The organism is Amycolatopsis sp. BJA-103, assembly GCF_002849735.1.
Lineage (GTDB): Bacteria > Actinomycetota > Actinomycetes > Mycobacteriales > Pseudonocardiaceae > Amycolatopsis.
Genome location: NZ_CP017780.1, coordinates 921,461 through 939,352 on the forward strand (window position 1 = coordinate 921,461; position 17,892 = coordinate 939,352).

A 17,892-nucleotide genomic window follows, 5' to 3' on the forward strand; every position below is an offset into this window, starting at 1 on the left:
CAGGTCTGGGCGTCAAGTCTAGGCCCGCAGGCGCAGCCCCTTGGGAGTCGCCCGGAATCCCGCCTCCTGAAGGACGGCCGAAAGCTCGGAGGTGAGCGCCACCTCGCCGTCGGCCTTCTGCACCGCGAGCTGCCCCAGCCAGCCTTCCCGGACCGCCGTGGACAGGGCCCGCGCGGCCGAACGCAAGGTGTCCTGATCCTCGGTGAAACTCAGCAGCGACCGGCCGCCGCGTTCGACGTACATCGCCGGGACGCCGTCCACGAGCACTGCCAAGGCACCCGCTTTCCTGGCCGGACGGTGCTTCGTGTCGCCCGTCGCGGCGGGCCACGACAACGCGGCGCCGTAGGGCTGGGCCGGGTCGGCGGCGGCGAGCACGACCGCCCCTTCCTGGGTGGTGCGCTGGTTCCCGGACTGCGCGCGCAGCCTGTCGACGGCGCCCTTCGCCGCGAACTGCGCGGCGCCGAGCCCTTCGACGACGTAACCCCGGACGACCTGACCCGAGTCTTCCATCCCGCGCAAAACCTTGTAGATCCCGGAAAAACCGCCCGTCACCCGCTCGGTGTCGAGCGCGCCCCTGGTGAGCACGCCGTGCCGTTCCAGGAAGGCCTCGGTCCGCGCGTGGGCACGCCTGGTCGGATCCGGTTCGCGCTCCGGGGTCAGCGCCCAGCGGCCGGCCACCATCGGCGGCCCGGAACGCGACGGCATCGCCGGTCGCCCGGCGCGAAGCCGCGCGTAACGGCCTCGAGGTGCCTGACGCCGGGGTTTGTGGGCCGCGCCGGAACCGGAGACGCGCGCCCGCAGCGGCCCCAGCGTGTCCCCGGTGACCATCCCGGCCCACACCAGATCCCACAGCGCGTCGACGACTTCGCCGTCGTTCGGCGGGGTTTCGACCAACGGTGACGCCCGGTCCACGAGCTGGCGGAAGAACTGCGCCCCACCCTCCAAAGTGGACAGGATCGCCGCGTGGAGCGGACTGGAAGGCAGATCGTCGTCGAGGTCGGGCAGCAACAGATCGGCGACGTCCGTCGGCGCGAGCGCGAGCCAGCCGTCCCCGCCGGACAGGGAACCGCAGCCACACCAGGTGACCTCGCCCGCCGTGGTGAGTTCGTCGAGCAGCGAGGGGGTGTAGCCGGGCAGCCTGCTCGGCAGGATCAGCGACTCGACCGCGCTCGCCGGGAGCGGGGCGCCTGCCAGTTGCTCGACCACGGACAGCACGTCGTCCGCCGTCGGCGCCGAACGCACTCTCGCGCCGATACCGTGCCACGACGGCAGGAACCTGCCCAGTGCCGCCGGTTCGACCGGCTCCACCTCGGCTCGCAGCCGAGCCAGCGACGCCCGCCGGAGCCTGCGCAGCACCGACGAGTCGCAGAATTCCATGCCGACGCCGTGGGTCTCCGGATGTCCGACCGGGCTCAGCTCACCCCGGACCAGCCTGCCCTGCGCGGTCAGCCTGTCCAGCACGCCGGTGACGACGGCCGTCCCCAGCCCGAACCGCTCGGCGGCTTGCCGGGCACTGAACGGGCCACGGCTACGGGAGTAGCGCGACAGCAGGTCGCCGACGGGATCCTCGACCGGTTCGGTGAACGCCTCCGGCACGCCGACCGGCAACGCGGTGCCCAGCGCGTCCCGCACCCGGCCCGCGTCCTCAATGGCGATGAAGCGTTCGCCGCCGCCGATGCGGACCCGGATCACCCGCCGCGCGGATTCCAGTTCCTCCAGCCATTCCCGCTGGATTCCCCGTGCGGCGGCCTCCTCGATCGAGAGATCTCCGAGGAACCGCAACAGATCCGCGGTTTCTTCGGCGTTGCGGGCGTGCCTGTCGGGATCGAGCCGCTGCAGGGAGCGCTCGACTTCGGCGACGACCTCGGCGTCCAGCAGTTCCCGGATCGCTTCGGTGCCGAGCAGTTCGGCCAGCAGCGTCGAATCCAGCGCCAGCGCCGCCGCGCGCCGTTCCGCGAGCGGGGCGTCGGTCTCGTACAGGAACATCCCGACGTAGCCGAAGAGCAGGCTTCGCGCGAACGGCGACGCCGACGGAGTCTCGACCTCGACCAGCTTGACCTTCCGCGACCGGACGTCGGCCATCAGCTCACGCAGCCCGCCGACGTCGTACACGTCCTGCAGGACTTCCCGCATCGCTTCCAGCACCACGGGGAACCGCTCGTACTTGGCCGCGACCGAAAGCAGCTGCGACGCGCGCTGCCGCTGCTGCCACAGCGGCGTGCGGCGGCGCGGATCCCGGCGGGGGAGCAGCAGCGACCGCGCCGCGCATTCCCGGAACCGCGCGGCGAACACCGCCGAACCGCCGACCTCGGCGACGATCAGCTGCTCGACCTCCTCCGGATCGAGCAGTACGTCTTCGACGCCGATGGTGATTTCCGAGCCCTCGGAGTCCAAGGCCTCCGGCAGCCGCAGCACGATGCCGTCGTCGGAATGCGCCACCTGCGCGTCGACCCCGCGGTTCTCTCTCAGCCTGGCCGCGATCGCGAGCGCCCACGGCGCGTTGACCTGGGCGCCGAACGGGGAGTGCAGGATGACCCGCCAGTCCCCGAGTTCGTCGCGGAAGCGTTCCAGCAGCACGGTTTTGTCGTTCGGCACATGCCGTGTGGCGGCCTTCTGCTCTTCCAAGTAGCCGAGCAGGTTGTCGCACGCGTACTCGTCCAGCCCGGCGACGGCGGCGCGTTCCCTGGCCGCCGAAGGCTCCGAAGTGGACAGTTCGCGGACGAACGCGCCGAGCGCGCGCCCCAGTTCCAGCGGACGCCCGGGAGCGTCACCCTTCCAGAACGGCATCCGCGCGGGCTCACCCGGCGCGGGCACCACGATCACCCTGTCGTGGGTGATGTCGGTGACCCGCCAGGAGGAGGTGCCGAGCAGGATCGTGTCCCCGACGCGGGACTCGTAGACCATCTCCTCGTCGAGCTCACCCACGCGCGACCCGGGTTTGCCGTCCCCGCCCGGCGTCATCACGGTGAACAGGCCGCGGTCGGGGATCGTGCCGCCCGAGGTCACCGCCAGCCGCTGCGAACCCGGGCGGCCGTGCAGTTCACCGCTGACCCTGTCCCAGGTGATCCGCGCCCGCAGTTCACCGAACTCCTCACTGGGATACCGCCCGGCGAGCATGTCGAGCACCGCGGACAGCGCGTCGTCCGGCAGAGAAGCGAAGGGCGCCGCGCGGCGGGCGAGGGCGGCCAGTTCGTCGACCGTCCACGATTCGAGCGCCACCATCGCCACGATCTGCTGCGCGAGCACGTCCAGCGGGTTTCGCGGGTACCGCACCGCCTCGATCGCGCCGGACGCCATCCGTTCCGCGACCACCGCGCAGGAGACGAGGTCACCCCGGAACTTCGGGAACATCACCCCGCTCGACACCGCGCCGACCTGGTGCCCGGCCCGGCCGACCCGCTGCAGCCCCGAAGCGACCGTCGGCGGTGCCTCGATCTGCACGACGAGATCGACCGCGCCCATGTCGATGCCCAGCTCCAGCGAGGACGTCGCGACGACGCAGGCGAGGCGGCCCGTCTTGAGTTCCTCTTCGACGTGGGTGCGCTGCTCCCGCGACATCGAACCGTGGTGTGCCCGCGCGATCACCGGCGCCGCACCGGTGGTGAGCCCGGACTGGCCGATCGCCTCGGCCGGATACCGCTGGTCGGGCTCCAGCTCGGTCTGTTCCGCGACGAGCTCGTTGAGCCGGGCCGTCATCCGCTCGGTGAGCCGCCGCGAGTTGGCGAACACGATCGTCGACCGGTGCGCCTGGATCAGTTCGAGTACCCGCTCCTCCACCGCGGGCCAGATCGACGGCCGCCGCGGGGTGCCGTCGATCTCCTCCAGCGCGCCGGGGAGCTGAGCGAGACCGGCATCGAGGTCTTCGTTCTGCTTCGGCCCCTGTGGACTGTCGAGAGTGGACATGTCCTCGACCGGGACCTCGACGCGGACCTCGATCGTCTTCGCGAGCTTCGGCTGGACGACGGTGACCGGCCTGCCGCCCGCCAGGAACGAAGCGACCTCGTCGATCGGCCGGACCGTCGCCGACAGCCCGATCCGCTGCGCGGGCTTCTCCAGGAGGGCGTCGAGCCGTTCGAGTGAAAGGGCCAGATGCGCGCCGCGTTTGCCGCCCGCGACCGCGTGCACCTCGTCGATGATCACCGTCTCCACGCCGCGCAGCGAGTCTCGCGCGGACGAGGTGAGGATGAGGAACAGCGACTCCGGCGTGGTGACCAGCACGTCCGGCGGCGTTTTGCCGAAGGAGCGCCGTTCGGCGGCGGTGGTGTCGCCGGTGCGCATGCCGACGCCGATGTCCGGCACCGGCAGCCCCAGCCGCCGCGACGCCTGCGAGATACCGGCCAGTGGCGCCCGCAGGTTGCGCTGGACGTCGACCGCCAGCGCCTTCAACGGCGAGACGTAGAGGACACGGCAGCGTTTCCGCGGCTCCGACGGCGGCGGCTCGACCGACAGTCTGTCCAGCGCCCAGAGGAACGCGGACAGTGTTTTACCGGACCCTGTCGGGGCCACGACCAGCGCGTGTTCCCTCGCGTGCGCGGCCCGCCACGCCCCTTCCTGCGCGCGGGTGGGCGCGGCGAAGGCCCCGGTGAACCAGTCCCTGGTCGCGGGGGAGAAGAGGTCGAGTACGTCTGCCACGCCCTCCATAGTGCGCCGGACCACCGACAGTTTCGCTCCGAGGGCTGTGACACGGCACCCGGACGGGGACGAGTTCGGCGGGTTCCGCACGTACGGTGACCTCGCTCATGGGAGCATCACGGCCAGCGCGGCCGGATCGGTACTGGGGCGGCCGCCGTTCGTCTGTTGAAGGGGTATGAGCTGTGCGGATCCTGTCGGTGGACCTCGGGACGTCCAACACCGTGGCCGTGCTTTCGGCGCACGGGAGGCCGCCGCGGGTGGTCGAGGTCGACGGCTCGGCCAACATGCCGTCCGCGGTGTTCGCCACCGAAGACGGCACGATCATGGTCGGCCGCGACGCCGAACGCCGCGCCCGCCTCGACCCGACCCGCTTCGAGCCCAACCCCAAGCGCCGCATCGACGAGCAGACGCTCCTGCTGGGCACCGACGTCATCCCCGTCACCGAGGTGCTGGCCGCGATCCTGCGCCGCGTCCTCGACGAGACCACCCGCCAGCTCGGCGGCGAACTGCCCGACGAGGTCCGGCTCACCCACCCCGCGCAGTGGGGTCAGACCCGCCGCAACGTGCTCCTGTCCGCCGCCCGGCTCGCCGGGATGGGCGGCAACCTGGTGCTCGTCCCCGAGCCGGTCGCCGCGGCCGCGCACTTCGCGTCGTTCCCCGGCAAGACGCTCGCGCCCGGCCAGGCGCTCGCCGTGTACGACCTCGGCGCCGGCACCTTCGACGTCGCCATCGTCGGCGCGACCCCCAACGGCGGCTTCACCGTCGTCGCCGAAGACGGCCTTCCCGACCTCGGCGGCCTCGACGTCGACCAGGCGCTCCTGGTGCACGTCGGTCGCGAGGTCTCGCACAAGGATCCCCAGCGCTGGCAGCGGGTCCTGCGGCCCGAGTCCACTCCGGACCGTCGTACGCGACGCGCGCTGCAGGAGGACGTGAAGGCGGCGAAGGAGGCCCTCTCACGGCACCCGCAGACCGAGGTCCCGATGCCGGAGCCGTTCGAGGACGTCCTCGTGACGCGAGGCGAACTCGAAGCGCTGGTGCGGCCGTCGATGCTGCGCAGTGTCGAGCTGATGGCGCGGGTGGTCCGCTCCGCCGGGATGACCCCGGACCGGCTCGCCGGTATCTACCTCGTCGGCGGTTCGAGCAGGCTTCCGCTGGTCGGCAGCCTGATCGCGGAGAAGCTCGGCGTCGTCCCCGGCAGCCTCGACCAGCCCGAGACCGCTGTCGCGCTCGGCGCGCAGCACGTCGCCTCCGACGGGATCAGCACGCGTACGCAGGGCGTCGAAGGCCAGGTCGCGGCGGGAACCGGCGCGCACCAGGTCGGCCCCGGCGTTTCGGGCCCGTACGCGCCGCCGCAGCAGGTCGCGTCGATCCCCGGCTACCAGAACGGACCCGGCCAGTCCGGCGGTTTCCCGCAGTCGGGCTACCCCAACAGCGGCCCGCAGCAGGTGCAGCAGCCCGCGCCGACGAACTTCCCGACGTACTCCCTGGCCGGGCAGGCCCCCGCCGACAAGGCACCCGCGAGCAAGAAGAAGCCGCTCGTCATCGGCGCCATCGCGGCGGTCGTCGTGCTGATCGCCGCCGGGCTCGTGTACTTCCTGACGGCCTCGTCGGCGACGACCTACACCGCCGACGAGTGCAAGACAGCCGGCACGGCCGACGACAAGGGCCTCACCGGCTGCCTGCGCCAGCTCGCCGGGAAGATCGCCGACACCGGCGACTGCAAGCCCGGGATGGGCAACGGACCGGCGAAACCGGCGGAGAACCTCGGCATGACCTCGACCTGTTCCGCGCCGGGGCGCGCCGGGACCCAGGTGACCTACCTGCAGAGCGACTCCGCGGAGAAGCTCAAGGCCTACACCGACGGACTGCTCAAGTCGGCGGGCGGCGACCGCACCGAGGCCAAGTGGGCGGGCAACGCCCTCGAGGGTCAGTACTCCTCGGCCGCCGGGCGGAACGCGGCCGTCCTGGTGTTCACCGTGACCGACCGGCCGCTGGTCGGCTTCATCTACCAGGTCCCGGCCGAAGGACAGACCCCGACGCCGGGTGAACTGGCCGACTACTTCGAGAAGAGCGTCCAGCCGGGGGAGTAGCTGGGCCTTCACGTACTGCAGGCGACCAAGGTGCCAGAGCGTAGTGGGGCTCGTGAGTGGCTAGAACGGACCGGTATTTGCCTACCCACACCTGACCAGCGCACATGCGAAGTGGCAGCGGCGGCGCGGTCGAGCGTGAAGGAATCGGGACGTCGAGTGTCCCCAATCCTTCCCGCTCGCCCACGTCAGCAACCAGAACAAGCCCACCGAGATGGCATCGGGATCCAGTGAGCAGGCAAACACGGGTCCACCAACCGTCCTGGCCACTCACGACCCCAAGCGCCCCACTGCCGGCGACCAAGGGGGCTTCACGCGTTTCGAGCCGGAGCCCGGGCTAGACTCCGCCCGATGCGTATCACGGTCTTCCGGCGGCTGATGGCCGACGAATTCGGTCCCGGACGTGCGGAAACCCTTTCCAGGGATCACGTCTTCGGTGAACTCGGGGGCCGGACCGTCGAACAGGCCCTCGCCGCGGGAACCTCGGCCAAGGACGTCTGGCGGGCGGTCTGCAACGCCTTCGAGGTCCCGCAGGAGCGGCGCTGACCTCGGTGAAAGGGCAAGAACTCTAGCGCGACGGCGTGTCGGCCACGGGGTCGAACACACGTTCGTCTAGGGTGTTGTCCACAACGGGGTCAGCGATCCACAGCTTGGGCGCGAGGCCTGGAATTGTCGGTGGTCGCCCGTAGCGTCGGACCCGACAGCTCAGAACTGAAACAAGCCTTACCGGCTCAACCAACGAGGTGGACTCCATGGCACCAGCAGCACCCGACAAGGACAAGGCGCTCGAACTGGCCCTCGCCCAGATCGACAAGCAGTACGGCAAGGGCTCGGTCATGCGCCTCGGCGAAGAGGGCCGTGTGCCGATCGAGGTCATCCCCACCGGTGCCATCGCCCTCGACGTCGCGCTCGGGATCGGTGGCCTGCCCCGCGGCCGGGTCATCGAGATCTATGGTCCGGAGTCCTCCGGTAAGACCACCGTCGCGCTGCACGCGGTCGCCAACGCGCAGCGGAACGGCGGCATCGCCGCGTTCATCGACGCGGAGCACGCGCTGGACCCGGATTACGCCCAGAAGCTCGGCGTCGACACCGATGCGCTGCTGGTCTCCCAGCCGGACACCGGTGAGCAGGCGCTCGAGATCGCGGACATGCTGATCCGCTCCGGCGCGCTCGACATCCTGGTCATCGACTCGGTCGCCGCGCTCGTGCCGCGCGCCGAGATCGAGGGCGAGATGGGTGACAGCCACGTCGGTCTCCAGGCCCGGCTGATGAGCCAGGCGCTGCGGAAGATGACCGGTGCGATGAGCAACTCCGGCACCACCGCGATCTTCATCAACCAGCTGCGCGAGAAGATCGGCGTCATGTTCGGCTCCCCGGAGACCACCACCGGTGGTAAGGCGCTGAAGTTCTACGCGTCGGTCCGGCTGGACGTCCGCCGCATCGAGACGCTGAAGGACGGCGGCGAGCCCGTCGGTAACCGCACCCGCGTCAAGGTCGTGAAGAACAAGGTCGCGCCGCCCTTCAAGCAGGCCGAGTTCGACATCCTGTACGGCAAGGGCATTTCGCGCGAGGGCTCGCTGATCGACATGGGTGTCGACCAGGGCATCCTGCGCAAGTCCGGCGCCTGGTACACCTACGAGGGCGATCAGCTGGGCCAGGGCAAGGAGAACGCGCGCAAGTTCCTGCTCGAGAACCCGGACATCGCCAACGAGGTCGAGAAGCGCATCAAGGAGAAGCTCGGTATCGGCGCCGTCGTCGACGCCGAAGCCGCTCCCGCGCCGGTCGACTTCTAGGAGCCCCCGGACCCCGGCCGTGGTCGTGCCGGGTGGATGACTTGCGACTGGAGTGAGAGCTGAATGCGTGCGCCCAAGGTGGATCCGGCGGAGCTGCCGCCGGACGAGCGGAGGAAGAAGGCCAAGGAGATCTGCTTCGATCTCCTGGCCGCGCGCCCGCGTTCCACGGATGAACTTCGTCAGGCGTTGAAGCGCAAGGGCTTCGACGAGGAGACGACGGAGACCCTGCTCGGTAAGCTGGACCAGGCAGGGCTCATCAACGACGCCGAGTTCGCCGAAATGTGGGTTCGTTCCCGGCATGCCAACATGGGCCTGTCGCGGAACGCTCTCGTGACCGAACTCAAACGCAAAGGAATCGATGGGGATATCGCCGTCCAGGCCGCCGACGAGGTGGACCGAGAGGCAGAGGAGCAGCGCGCCCGAGAGCTGGTACGGAAGCGCATGCGCTCCTTGGGCAACGTCGACGAGCAGACGGCGATCCGCCGCCTGCTGGGCTTCCTCGCCCGCAAGGGCTATCCCCAGGGGCTGGCCTACACCGTGATCCGTGACGAACTCCGCGAGTTCGGCGCCGAAGCGGCACTCCTGGACGACGCCGCCCTCGACTGAGATCCTGCGTCACCCCACACTTGAGCTGCTCACCGGCCGAGCGGGCCGTTTGCCCGCCGGCCGGTGTTTTGCTGTCCGCGGAAAGCTCTGACCTGCGTCGATACGACCGATCAGGAATCGAGAAGCACCGGACGTCCGCTGAGAAATAGCGTTACCGGCATGAACTTCATCGACGCCGTGACCCTCGAAGTGGCCGACACCGAGGCCGCCGAACGCTTCTACACCGCCGCTTTCGGGCTCGACACCCAGCTGCGCCTGCGGGCCGCGCAAGAGCCGAACATCGGCTTCCGCGGCTACACCCTTTCCCTCGTGGTTTCCCAGCCCGCCAACGCCGACGCTCTCATCGACGCCGCCGTCGCGGCCGGGGCGACCGTCCTCAAGCCCGCCACGAAGTCGATGTGGGGCTACGGAGGCGTCGTCCAGGCCCCGGACGGCGCGATCTGGAAGATCGCCACCTCCGCGAAGAAGAACACCGGTCCGGCCACCCGGGAGATCGACGGCATCGTGCTGCTGCTGGGCGTCGCCGACGTGGCCGCGAGCAAGAAGTTCTACGCCGAGAACGGCTTCACCGTCGGGAAGAGCTTTGGCCGCGTGTACGTCGAGTTCGAATCCGGGTCGAGCCCGGTCAAGCTGGCGCTGTACCGGCGCAAGGCCTTGGCCAAGGACGCGGGCGTGTCTCCCGAAGGCACCGGCTCGCACCGTATCGCGATCTGCGGCGCCGCCCCGTTCACCGACCTGGACGGTTTCGCCTGGGAGACCTCCACGCTCGCCGCCCAGTCCTGATGTGCCACTACCGGATGCCCCCGCTCGCCGCCTACCAGGGAGAAAACGCCATGAGCACCACGTACGAAGGATTCACGGCCGAAGAAAAGGCCGCGATGAAGGAACACGCCCAGGACATGAAGAAGGCCGCGCGTCGCGGTTCGAGCGCCGACAAAGCGGCGGCGGCGGAGCAGGACGTGGTCGCGAAGATCGCCGAGATGCCCGACGAAGACCGCGTGCTGGCCGAGCGGGTCCACGCCATCGTGAAGGCCAACGCCCCGATGCTCGCGCCGAAGCTCTGGTACGGCCAGCCCGCTTACGCGCTGGACGGCAAGATCGTCTGTTTCTTCCAGGGAGCGTCCAAGTTCAAGACGCGCTACGCGACGCTCGGCTTCAACGAAGAGGCCCGGTTGGACGACGGTGAGATGTGGGCGACAGCCTTCGCGCTGACCGAGGTCACCGCCGAGGTGGAGGAGCGCGTCGCGGCCCTGGTGAAGCAGGCGGTGAGCTGAACCGGGTCGTGAGTGGCAGCTCGCTTTACCGCGCGATTGGCCACTCGCGGCCCGGCGATCGACACCTAGGCTCGGGTGATCACCGGGAGGACACCATGATCACCATCGCGCCGCCGCAACCCGAAGACCGCGAAGCCTGGGAGAATCTCTTCCGCTCCTACATCGCCTTCTACGAACGCGTTGCGCCCCAAGAGGTCTACGACCGCGCTTGGCGCGAATTCCGTGAGGGACGACGGATGCACGCGCTGGGTGCCCGCCTGGACGGGAAGCTCGTCGGGATCGTGCACTTTCTGGTGCACCCCAGCACATCCGCGCTCACCGACGTCTGTTACCTGCAAGACCTGTTCACCGCGCCGGAAGCCCGTGGCGAAGGGGTCGCCCGGGCCTTGATCGAAGCCGTCGCGGACTGGGCCCGTGACCGTGACTGCGAGCGCGTTTACTGGCACACCAAGGAATCCAACGTCACCGCGCGACGGCTGTACGACCAGGTCGCGATCAACCGGGGCTTCATCCAGTACCAGCTCCCACTCTGAGAACGGTGAAGGCCGCCTTCGCGAAAGCGGCCTTCACCCTACGCATCAGAGCTTCGAAGCCTCCGCCGCGAAGGCCTCGATCTTCTCGAAGTCCTTGGCCGCCAACGCGTCCTTCGGCGTCAGCCACGAACCACCGATGCAGCCCACATTGGACAGTGCGAGGTAGTCCGGCGCGGTCTTCACGGTGATCCCGCCGGTCGGGCAGAAGCGCAGCCCGGGCAAGGGCCCGCCGATCGACTTCAGGTACGCCACGCCGCCGCTGGCCTCGGCGGGGAAGAACTTCAGCGCGGTCAGCCCGCGTTCGGCCAGCCGCATCGCCTCGGACACCGTGCTCGCGCCCGGCAGGAACGGCAGGCCGGTGTCGAAGGCGGCGTCCAGGACCGAGTCCGTGCAGCCCGGGGTCACCAGGAACTTCGCACCGGCGTCGGCGGCCTGCTTGGCGTGCTCCGGGGCGGTGACCGTGCCGGCACCGATGACGATCTCCGGGACCTCCGCGGCGATCCGCTCGATCGAGGCGAGTGCCGCCGGGGTGCGCAGGGTCAGCTCGATCACGCCGATCCCGCCCGCGAGCAGTGCCCGCGCGGTGGGCACCGCGTCGGCGGCGTCGTCGAGGACGACGACGGGCATCACGGGGGACAGGCCGAGCAGGTCGGCGCCGGTGGTCACTGGGTTACCTCCACAGGGGTCAACGTGTGCGCCGGAGCGCCGAAGTGTTCCGGCGTGAGCGGTCCGAACACGCTCGCGCCCTGATCGGCGGGGCCGACCGCGCGGCGCAGCGCCGCGAACAGCTCCCGGCCGGTGCCGGTCCAGGATGCCTCCGAAGGCGGGGAGTCCACCAGTTCACGGCGGGCGAGTTCTTCGTCACCCACGAAGACGTCCAGCGTCCCGGCCTTGGCGTCGAGACGGACGACGTCGCCGTCGGCGATGCGCGCGATCGGGCCGCCCACAGCGGCTTCCGGGGTCACCTGGATCGCCGCCGGGATCTTGCCGGACGCGCCGGACATCCGGCCGTCGGTGAGCAACGCCACCTGGTGCCCGCGGTCCATCAGCACCCCCAGCGCGGGGGTGAGCCCGTGCAGTTCCGGCATCCCGTTGGCCTGCGGGCCCTGTTGCCGGATGACCACGACGACGTCGCGGTCCAGCTCGCCGGCCGCGAAAGCGTCCTTGAAGGACTTCTGGTCGGTGAACACCCGCGCCGGGGCCTGGACGACCCGGTGCTCCGGGGCCACCGCGGACACCTTGATCACCGCGCGGCCGAGGTTGCCCGCGACCATGCGCAGCCCGCCGTCGGCGGCGAACGGCCGCCACGCGGGGCGCAGGACGTCTTCGTCGAGGCTGCGCGTCGGCACGTCGCGCCAGACGAGTTCGCCCTCGGACAGGATCGGCTCCTGCCGGTAGCGGTGCAGTCCCGGCCCGGCGACGGTCTGGACGTCTTCGTGCAGCAGGCCCGCGTCGAGCAGCGTGCCGACCAGGAACTGGATGCCCCCGGCGGCGTGGAAGTGGTTGATGTCCGCGCTTCCGTTCGGGTACACGCGCGCCAGCAGCGGGATCACCGACGACAGGTCGGAGAAGTCGTCCCAGGTCAGCTGGATGCCCGCGGCCGCCGCGATCGCGACGAGGTGCATCGTGTGGTTGGTCGAGCCGCCCGTGGCGAGCAGCGCGATGACGCCGTTGACGACGGCCTTCTCGTCGATCACGCGCGAGACGGGCGTGTACTCCTCGCCGCGCGAAAGCTTCACCACGCGCCGTCCGGCCTCTTCGGTGAGGACGCGCCGCAGCGGCGAGTTCGGCTGCACGAAGCTGGCGCCCGGCAGGTGCAGGCCCATCACCTCGACGACCATCTGGTTCGAGTTCGCCGTGCCGTAGAAGGTGCAGGTGCCCGCCGAGTGGTACGAAGCCGCTTCGGCGTCCAGCAGGTCTTCGCGAGTCGCCTTGCCCTCGGCGTAGAGCTGGCGCACGCGCGCCTTCTCCTTGTTCGGCAGGCCCGAGTTCATCGGCCCGGCGGGCACCAGGATCGCCGGGAGGTGCCCGAAGGACAGCGCGCCGATCAGCAGGCCCGGCACGATCTTGTCGCAGACGCCGAGCAGCAGCGCCGCGTCGAACATGTCGTGGGACAGCGCGATCGCGGTCGACATCGCGATCACCTCGCGGCTGAACAGCGACAGCTCCATGCCCGGGCGGCCCTGCGTGACGCCGTCGCACATCGCGGGCACGCCGCCGGCGAACTGGGCCACCCCGCCCGCCTGGCGGACCGACCCCTTCAGCATGGCGGGGTACTCCTGCATCGGCTGGTGCGCCGAAAGCATGTCGTTGTAGGACGAGACGATCGCGACGCCCGGCGCCCGCGCGGCGCGCAGTGCCGCTTTGTCGACACCTTCCATCGCGGCGAAGCCGTGGGCGAGGTTGCTGCAGTCGAGTCCACGCCGTACGGGACCTTCTTCGTGGGCGGCGGTGACGCGCTCGAGATACGCGGCGCGGGTTTCGGCGCTGCGGGCGGCGACGCGCTCGGTGACTTCGGCGATGATGGGGTGGACGTTCGGGGCGGTGCTCATTGTCCGGCTCCGGATCACAGGTCGTGGTGGTCCGCGGGACGGCAACGCTGGCGCCGCTGGGTCGTGACAGTGGCCACAGTAACCCAGGGGAAAGCCCGAATCAAAATCGATACAGAAGATCGACTCGCGTGACCTCCGTCACGCCACTGGGTTCTACTGTGCTACTTGTCACATTGCACAACGCGCGGCAGAGTCGGGATGGCGAGGATCGCTTGCCCTCTCAGGCTCAAGCGGCCAACCGAACCGACCATCGGGAGGTACCGATGTCCACCACAGAGATCGCCGAGCTTCGGCGAGCCATCGGTCAGCTGAGGCAGTGCGTCGGCGCGCTGCGGTCCCGATACGGCGACGCGTCGGCGGTACAACGCCTGGCGAACGACGTGGAGCGACTCGACATCGACGCGACCGATCTCGACACGACCCCGAACGCGGTACCCGCGCAAGCGAAGGCCGCCGACCGTGTCCAGATACCCGACACGCCCTACGACCCGGCGCTCTGGCACGGCGCCGATGACGAAGGCGTCGGCGGCTACAAGCGCGACCAGCGGTGAGCGCCCCCGCCGGCAAAGAGGCCGGACGGGGTACGGGGGTCCGCGCGCCGTCGCGGGCCCGGATCGCCGAACGAACGCTGCGCACCGACCGGTGGTGGCTCTCCCCGCTGCTGACCGTCCTCGGCCTCTCCACCTTCATCATCTACGCGACGATCAGGGCCTTCGTGCGCACCGCCTACTGGGTGCCCGAGTACCACTACCTGACGCCGTTCTATTCGCCCTGCGTCTCGGAATCCTGCGTCGAAGGCTCCCGGCACTTCGGGGCCTGGTTCGGCGAACTGCCGGGCTTCATCCCGCTCGGCTTCCTGGTCCTGCCGTTCCTGCTCGGCTTCCGGCTGACCTGCTACTACTACCGCAAGGCCTACTACCGGGCCGTCTGGTTCTCGCCGCCCGCCTGCGCGGTCGCCGAACCGCACGCGAAATACACCGGTGAGACCCGGTTGCCGCTGATCATCCAGAACGTCCATCGCTACTTCTTCTACGTGGCCGTGGTCGTCTCGCTGGTCAACACCTACGACGCGATCACCGCGTTCCACGGCCCCGACGGCGGGTTCGGTTTCGGGCTCGGCAACATCGTGCTGACCGGCAACGTGATCCTGTTGTGGGCGTACACGTTGTCGTGCCACTCGTGCCGTCACGTGACCGGCGGCAGGCTCAAGCACTTCTCGAAACATCCGGTCCGCTACTGGATCTGGACGCAGATCACGAAGCTCAACACCCGGCACATGGCGCTCGCGTGGACGACGCTCGGCACGCTCGTGCTGACCGACCTCTACGTGATGCTCGTGGCCAGCGGTGCGATCTCGGATCTGCGGTTCATCAACTAGCGGCGAGGGAATCTCCCGTCCCCGGCGACAAGCTTTGAGGTGGCTCTTTCTATGACCGAGGTCGAACGGCTCAACTACGACGTGGTGGTGATCGGTGCCGGCGGTGCCGGTCTCCGCGCGGTCATCGAAGCCCGTGAACGCGGCTTCAGCGTCGCGGTGGTGTGCAAATCGCTGTTCGGCAAGGCGCACACGGTGATGGCCGAAGGCGGCTGCGCGGCGTCGATGGGCAACGCGAACTCGAACGACAACTGGCAGGTGCACTTCCGCGACACCATGCGTGGTGGGAAGTTCCTCAACAACTGGCGGATGGCCGAACTCCACGCCAGGGAGGCGCCGGACCGGGTCTGGGAACTGGAGACCTACGGCGCGCTGTTCGACCGCACCGCCGACGGCCGGATCAGCCAGCGCAACTTCGGCGGGCACACGTACCCGCGGCTCGCGCACGTCGGCGACCGTACCGGGCTCGAACTGATCCGCACGATGCAGCAGAAGATCGTTTCGCTGCAACAAGAGGACTTCAAGGAGACCGGCGACTACGAGGCGAGGATCAAGGTCTTCGCCGAATGCACGATCACCGAGCTGTTGACCGAGGACGGCCGGATCTCGGGCGCTTTCGGGTACTGGCGCGAGAGCGGCCGGTTCATCCTGTTCGAGACGCCGGCGGTGGTGCTGGCCACCGGCGGTATCGGGAAGTCGTTCAAGGTCACCTCGAACTCGTGGGAGTACACCGGTGACGGGCACGCGCTGGCGCTGCGGGCCGGGGCGACGCTCATCAACATGGAGTTCGTCCAGTTCCACCCGACGGGCATGGTCTGGCCGCCGAGTGTGAAGGGGATCCTCGTCACCGAAGGTGTCCGCGGCGACGGTGGTGTCCTCAAGAACACCGAGGACAAACGGTTCATGTTCGAGTACGTCCCCGACGTGTTCAAGGGGCAGTACGCGGACAGCGAGGACGAAGCCGATCGCTGGTACACCGACCAGGAGAAGAACCGGCGCACCCCGGACCTGCTGCCACGCGACGAAGTGGCGCGCGCGATCAACTCCGAGGTCAAGGCGGGCCGGGGATCGCCGCACGGCGGGGTCTTCCTCGACATCGCCAGCAGGCTGCCCGCGGAGGAGATCCGCAAACGGCTGCCGTCGATGTACCACCAGTTCAAGGAACTCGCCGACGTCGACATCACGAAGGAACCGATGGAGGTCGGCCCGACCTGTCACTACGTGATGGGCGGGATCGAGGTCGACCCGGACACCGCGTCGTCGAGCGTGCCGGGGCTGTTCGCCGCGGGCGAGTGCTCGGGCGGGATGCACGGGTCGAACCGGCTCGGCGGGAACTCGCTTTCGGATCTGCTCGTCTTCGGCCGCCGCGCGGGACTCGGTGCCGCGTCCTACGTCGCGGACCTGACGGACCGCCCCAAGGTCGATCAGTCCGATGTGGACGCCGCCGCGGCGATGGCGCTCGCGCCGTTCGACCCGCCGGGCGACGGCGTCGAGGAGAACCCGTACAGCCTGCACACCGAACTGCAGCAGTCGATGAACGATCTGGTCGGCATCATCCGCAAGTCGGAGGAGATCGAGCGGGCGCTGGAGAAGCTCGGGGAACTGCGCGGGCGGATCAAGCGGGTCACCGTCGAAGGGCACCGGCAGTTCAACCCCGGCTGGCACCTCGCCGTCGACCTGCGGAACATGCTGATGGTCAGCGAATGCGTGGCGCGGGCCGCGCTGCTGCGGACCGAAAGCCGCGGCGGGCACACACGCGACGACCATCCGGGCATGGACGCCCAGTGGCGCAACAAACTCCTGGTCTGCTCGGCCGCACCCGGTGACAACCCGGTGGTGCCGGAGATCGGCATCGAGGTCAAGGCACAGACCCCGCTGCGGCAGGACCTGCTGGAGCTGTTCGAACTGTCCGAGCTCGGGAAGTACTACACCGACGAAGAACTGACTTCGCACCCCGGGGGTCCGGCATGAGCTACAAGGCGAGTTTCCGGGTCTGGCGCGGCGACGCGGACTCCGGCGATCTGCAGGACTACACCGTCGAGGTCAACGAAGGCGAGGTCGTCCTCGACATCATCCACCGGTTGCAGGCCACCCAGGCCTCGGATCTGGCGGTGCGGTGGAACTGCAAGGCGGGCAAATGCGGATCGTGCTCGGCCGAGATCAACGGCAAGCCGCGGCTGCTGTGCATGACCCGGATGTCGACCTTCACCGAGGACGAGGTCATCACCGTGACGCCGATGCGGACGTTCCCGGTGATCCGCGACCTGGTGACCGACGTGTCGTTCAACTACACCAAGGCCCGGGAGATCCCGTCGTTCACCCCGCCCCCGGAGCTGAAGCCGGGGGAGTACCGGATGCAGCAGATCGACGTGGAGCGCTCGCAGGAGTTCCGCAAGTGCATCGAGTGCTTCCTGTGCCAGAACACCTGCCACGTGGTGCGTGACCACGAGGAGAACAAGGAGTCCTTCGCCGGGCCTCGGTACCTGATGCGCATCGCCGAACTCGAGATGCATCCCCTCGACGTCGCCGACCGGCGTGACGAGGCGCAGGAAGAACACGGGCTCGGCTACTGCAACATCACCAAGTGCTGCTCGGACGTGTGCCCGGAGGGCATCCACATCACCGACAACGCGCTGATCCCGATGAAGGAACGCGTTGCGGACCGGAAGTACGACCCCATCGTGTGGCTGGGGAACAAGCTTTTCCGGCGGGACCAGTAGACCGGCCTCGTGAGGGGCGTGCCTGCTCCCATGTCCTGAAGGCCACCTTGGGGACGTTGATCGTCTCAAAGGTGGCCTTCAGGACAGCCGAGCGGCGGCAGCGGCTGGGTCAAGGTGGTCGTGAGTGGCGATTCGGGTTCTAACCCGAATCGCCACTCACGACCTATCTGGCCGACCACGTTTCGGCACTCTGGTCGCCCTGTTGTACGTGAAGGCCCCCTTCCTTGCGCTAGGCGCAGTGAAGGGGTCCTTCATGTAGTGGGGGAAGGTGTGAAGGTCGAGTTTCCTCGGCTGAACCGAGGGAAGGGGGCCTTCACACG

14 protein-coding genes are annotated in these 17,892 nt (G+C 69.1%); 11 read left to right on the plus strand and 3 right to left on the minus strand.

What is annotated here, in order from left to right:
* Nucleotides 1-18: 18 nt before the first annotated feature.
* The gene (locus BKN51_RS04265; protein ID WP_174720527.1) at nt 19-4,641 is read right to left on the minus strand and encodes an ATP-dependent helicase; all 4,623 of its coding nucleotides are present in this window, start codon (nt 4,639-4,641) and stop codon (nt 19-21) included.
* A gap of 173 nt (nt 4,642-4,814) precedes the next feature.
* Between BKN51_RS04265 and BKN51_RS04270 the strand changes: the two genes are divergently transcribed.
* The 7 genes from BKN51_RS04270 (at nt 4,815) to BKN51_RS04300 (ending at nt 10,925) form a co-directional block, all read left to right on the plus strand.
* Nucleotides 4,815-6,722, plus strand: coding sequence for an Hsp70 family protein (locus tag BKN51_RS04270; protein ID WP_101606375.1), 1,908 nt, complete (start codon nt 4,815-4,817; stop codon nt 6,720-6,722).
* Between the two features lie 348 nt (nt 6,723-7,070).
* On the plus strand, nt 7,071-7,265 hold the full coding sequence (locus BKN51_RS04275) for a DUF3046 domain-containing protein (protein ID WP_101606376.1): 195 nt from the start codon (nt 7,071-7,073) through the stop codon (nt 7,263-7,265).
* 206 nt (nt 7,266-7,471) lie between these two features.
* Nucleotides 7,472-8,512, plus strand: a complete 1,041-nt coding sequence (recA, locus tag BKN51_RS04280) for a recombinase RecA (RefSeq protein ID WP_101606377.1) — start codon at nt 7,472-7,474, stop codon at nt 8,510-8,512.
* Nucleotides 8,513-8,590: 78 nt separating this feature from the next.
* Nucleotides 8,591-9,118 carry a regulatory protein RecX gene (locus BKN51_RS04285; protein WP_174720528.1) on the plus strand — a complete coding sequence of 176 codons (528 nt, stop codon included), beginning with the start codon at nt 8,591-8,593 and terminating at the stop codon, nt 9,116-9,118.
* 159 nt (nt 9,119-9,277) lie between these two features.
* Complete coding sequence (locus BKN51_RS04290) at nt 9,278-9,901, plus strand: glyoxalase (RefSeq protein WP_101606379.1); 624 nt, start codon at nt 9,278-9,280, stop codon at nt 9,899-9,901.
* A 50-nt stretch (nt 9,902-9,951) separates the two neighbouring features.
* Nucleotides 9,952-10,392: an iron chaperone gene (locus BKN51_RS04295; RefSeq protein ID WP_101613036.1), complete on the plus strand. Its 441-nt coding sequence runs from the start codon at nt 9,952-9,954 to the stop codon at nt 10,390-10,392.
* Between the two features lie 95 nt (nt 10,393-10,487).
* Nucleotides 10,488-10,925, plus strand: coding sequence for a GNAT family N-acetyltransferase (locus tag BKN51_RS04300; RefSeq protein WP_101606380.1), 438 nt, complete (start codon nt 10,488-10,490; stop codon nt 10,923-10,925).
* Between the two features lie 45 nt (nt 10,926-10,970).
* Here the strand turns inward: BKN51_RS04300 and eda are convergent, their stop codons facing one another.
* On the minus strand, nt 10,971-11,591 hold the full coding sequence (gene eda / locus BKN51_RS04305; RefSeq protein ID WP_101606381.1) for a bifunctional 4-hydroxy-2-oxoglutarate aldolase/2-dehydro-3-deoxy-phosphogluconate aldolase: 621 nt from the start codon (nt 11,589-11,591) through the stop codon (nt 10,971-10,973).
* Nucleotides 11,588-13,477: a phosphogluconate dehydratase gene (gene edd, locus BKN51_RS04310; RefSeq protein WP_101606382.1), complete on the minus strand. Its 1,890-nt coding sequence runs from the start codon at nt 13,475-13,477 to the stop codon at nt 11,588-11,590. Before edd ends, eda begins: the two co-directional genes overlap by 4 nt.
* Nucleotides 13,478-13,740: 263 nt before the next feature.
* Here edd and BKN51_RS04315 point away from each other — a divergent pair, with 263 nt between their 5' ends.
* From BKN51_RS04315 to BKN51_RS04330, 4 genes are read left to right on the plus strand one after another with little or no spacing between them, the layout of a single operon-like run.
* Entirely contained in the window at nt 13,741-14,028 is a 288-nt protein-coding gene (locus BKN51_RS04315; RefSeq protein ID WP_101606383.1) for a hypothetical protein, read from the plus strand.
* Nucleotides 14,025-14,855 carry a hypothetical protein gene (locus tag BKN51_RS04320; protein WP_101606384.1) on the plus strand — a complete coding sequence of 277 codons (831 nt, stop codon included), beginning with the start codon at nt 14,025-14,027 and terminating at the stop codon, nt 14,853-14,855. Before BKN51_RS04315 ends, BKN51_RS04320 begins: the two co-directional genes overlap by 4 nt.
* Before the next feature lie 51 nt (nt 14,856-14,906).
* Nucleotides 14,907-16,823: a fumarate reductase/succinate dehydrogenase flavoprotein subunit gene (locus BKN51_RS04325; protein WP_101606385.1), complete on the plus strand. Its 1,917-nt coding sequence runs from the start codon at nt 14,907-14,909 to the stop codon at nt 16,821-16,823.
* On the plus strand, nt 16,820-17,572 hold the full coding sequence (locus tag BKN51_RS04330) for a succinate dehydrogenase/fumarate reductase iron-sulfur subunit (RefSeq protein ID WP_101606386.1): 753 nt from the start codon (nt 16,820-16,822) through the stop codon (nt 17,570-17,572). Before BKN51_RS04325 ends, BKN51_RS04330 begins: the two co-directional genes overlap by 4 nt.
* Nucleotides 17,573-17,892: the final 320 nt, after the last annotated feature.

Coding starts and splice junctions, on each gene's coding strand:
- recA (WP_101606377.1), top strand. CDS start 7,472: ATGGCACCAGCAGCACCCGACAAGGACAAGGCGCTCGAACTGGCCCTC.
- BKN51_RS04290 (WP_101606379.1), top strand. CDS start 9,278: ATGAACTTCATCGACGCCGTGACCCTCGAAGTGGCCGACACCGAGGCC.
- edd (WP_101606382.1), bottom strand. CDS start 13,477: ATGAGCACCGCCCCGAACGTCCACCCCATCATCGCCGAAGTCACCGAG.
- BKN51_RS04330 (WP_101606386.1), top strand. CDS start 16,820: ATGAGCTACAAGGCGAGTTTCCGGGTCTGGCGCGGCGACGCGGACTCC.
- BKN51_RS04295 (WP_101613036.1), top strand. CDS start 9,952: ATGAGCACCACGTACGAAGGATTCACGGCCGAAGAAAAGGCCGCGATG.
- BKN51_RS04300 (WP_101606380.1), top strand. CDS start 10,488: ATGATCACCATCGCGCCGCCGCAACCCGAAGACCGCGAAGCCTGGGAG.
- BKN51_RS04265 (WP_174720527.1), bottom strand. CDS start 4,641: ATGGAGGGCGTGGCAGACGTACTCGACCTCTTCTCCCCCGCGACCAGG.
- BKN51_RS04315 (WP_101606383.1), top strand. CDS start 13,741: ATGTCCACCACAGAGATCGCCGAGCTTCGGCGAGCCATCGGTCAGCTG.
- BKN51_RS04275 (WP_101606376.1), top strand. CDS start 7,071: ATGCGTATCACGGTCTTCCGGCGGCTGATGGCCGACGAATTCGGTCCC.
- BKN51_RS04325 (WP_101606385.1), top strand. CDS start 14,907: ATGACCGAGGTCGAACGGCTCAACTACGACGTGGTGGTGATCGGTGCC.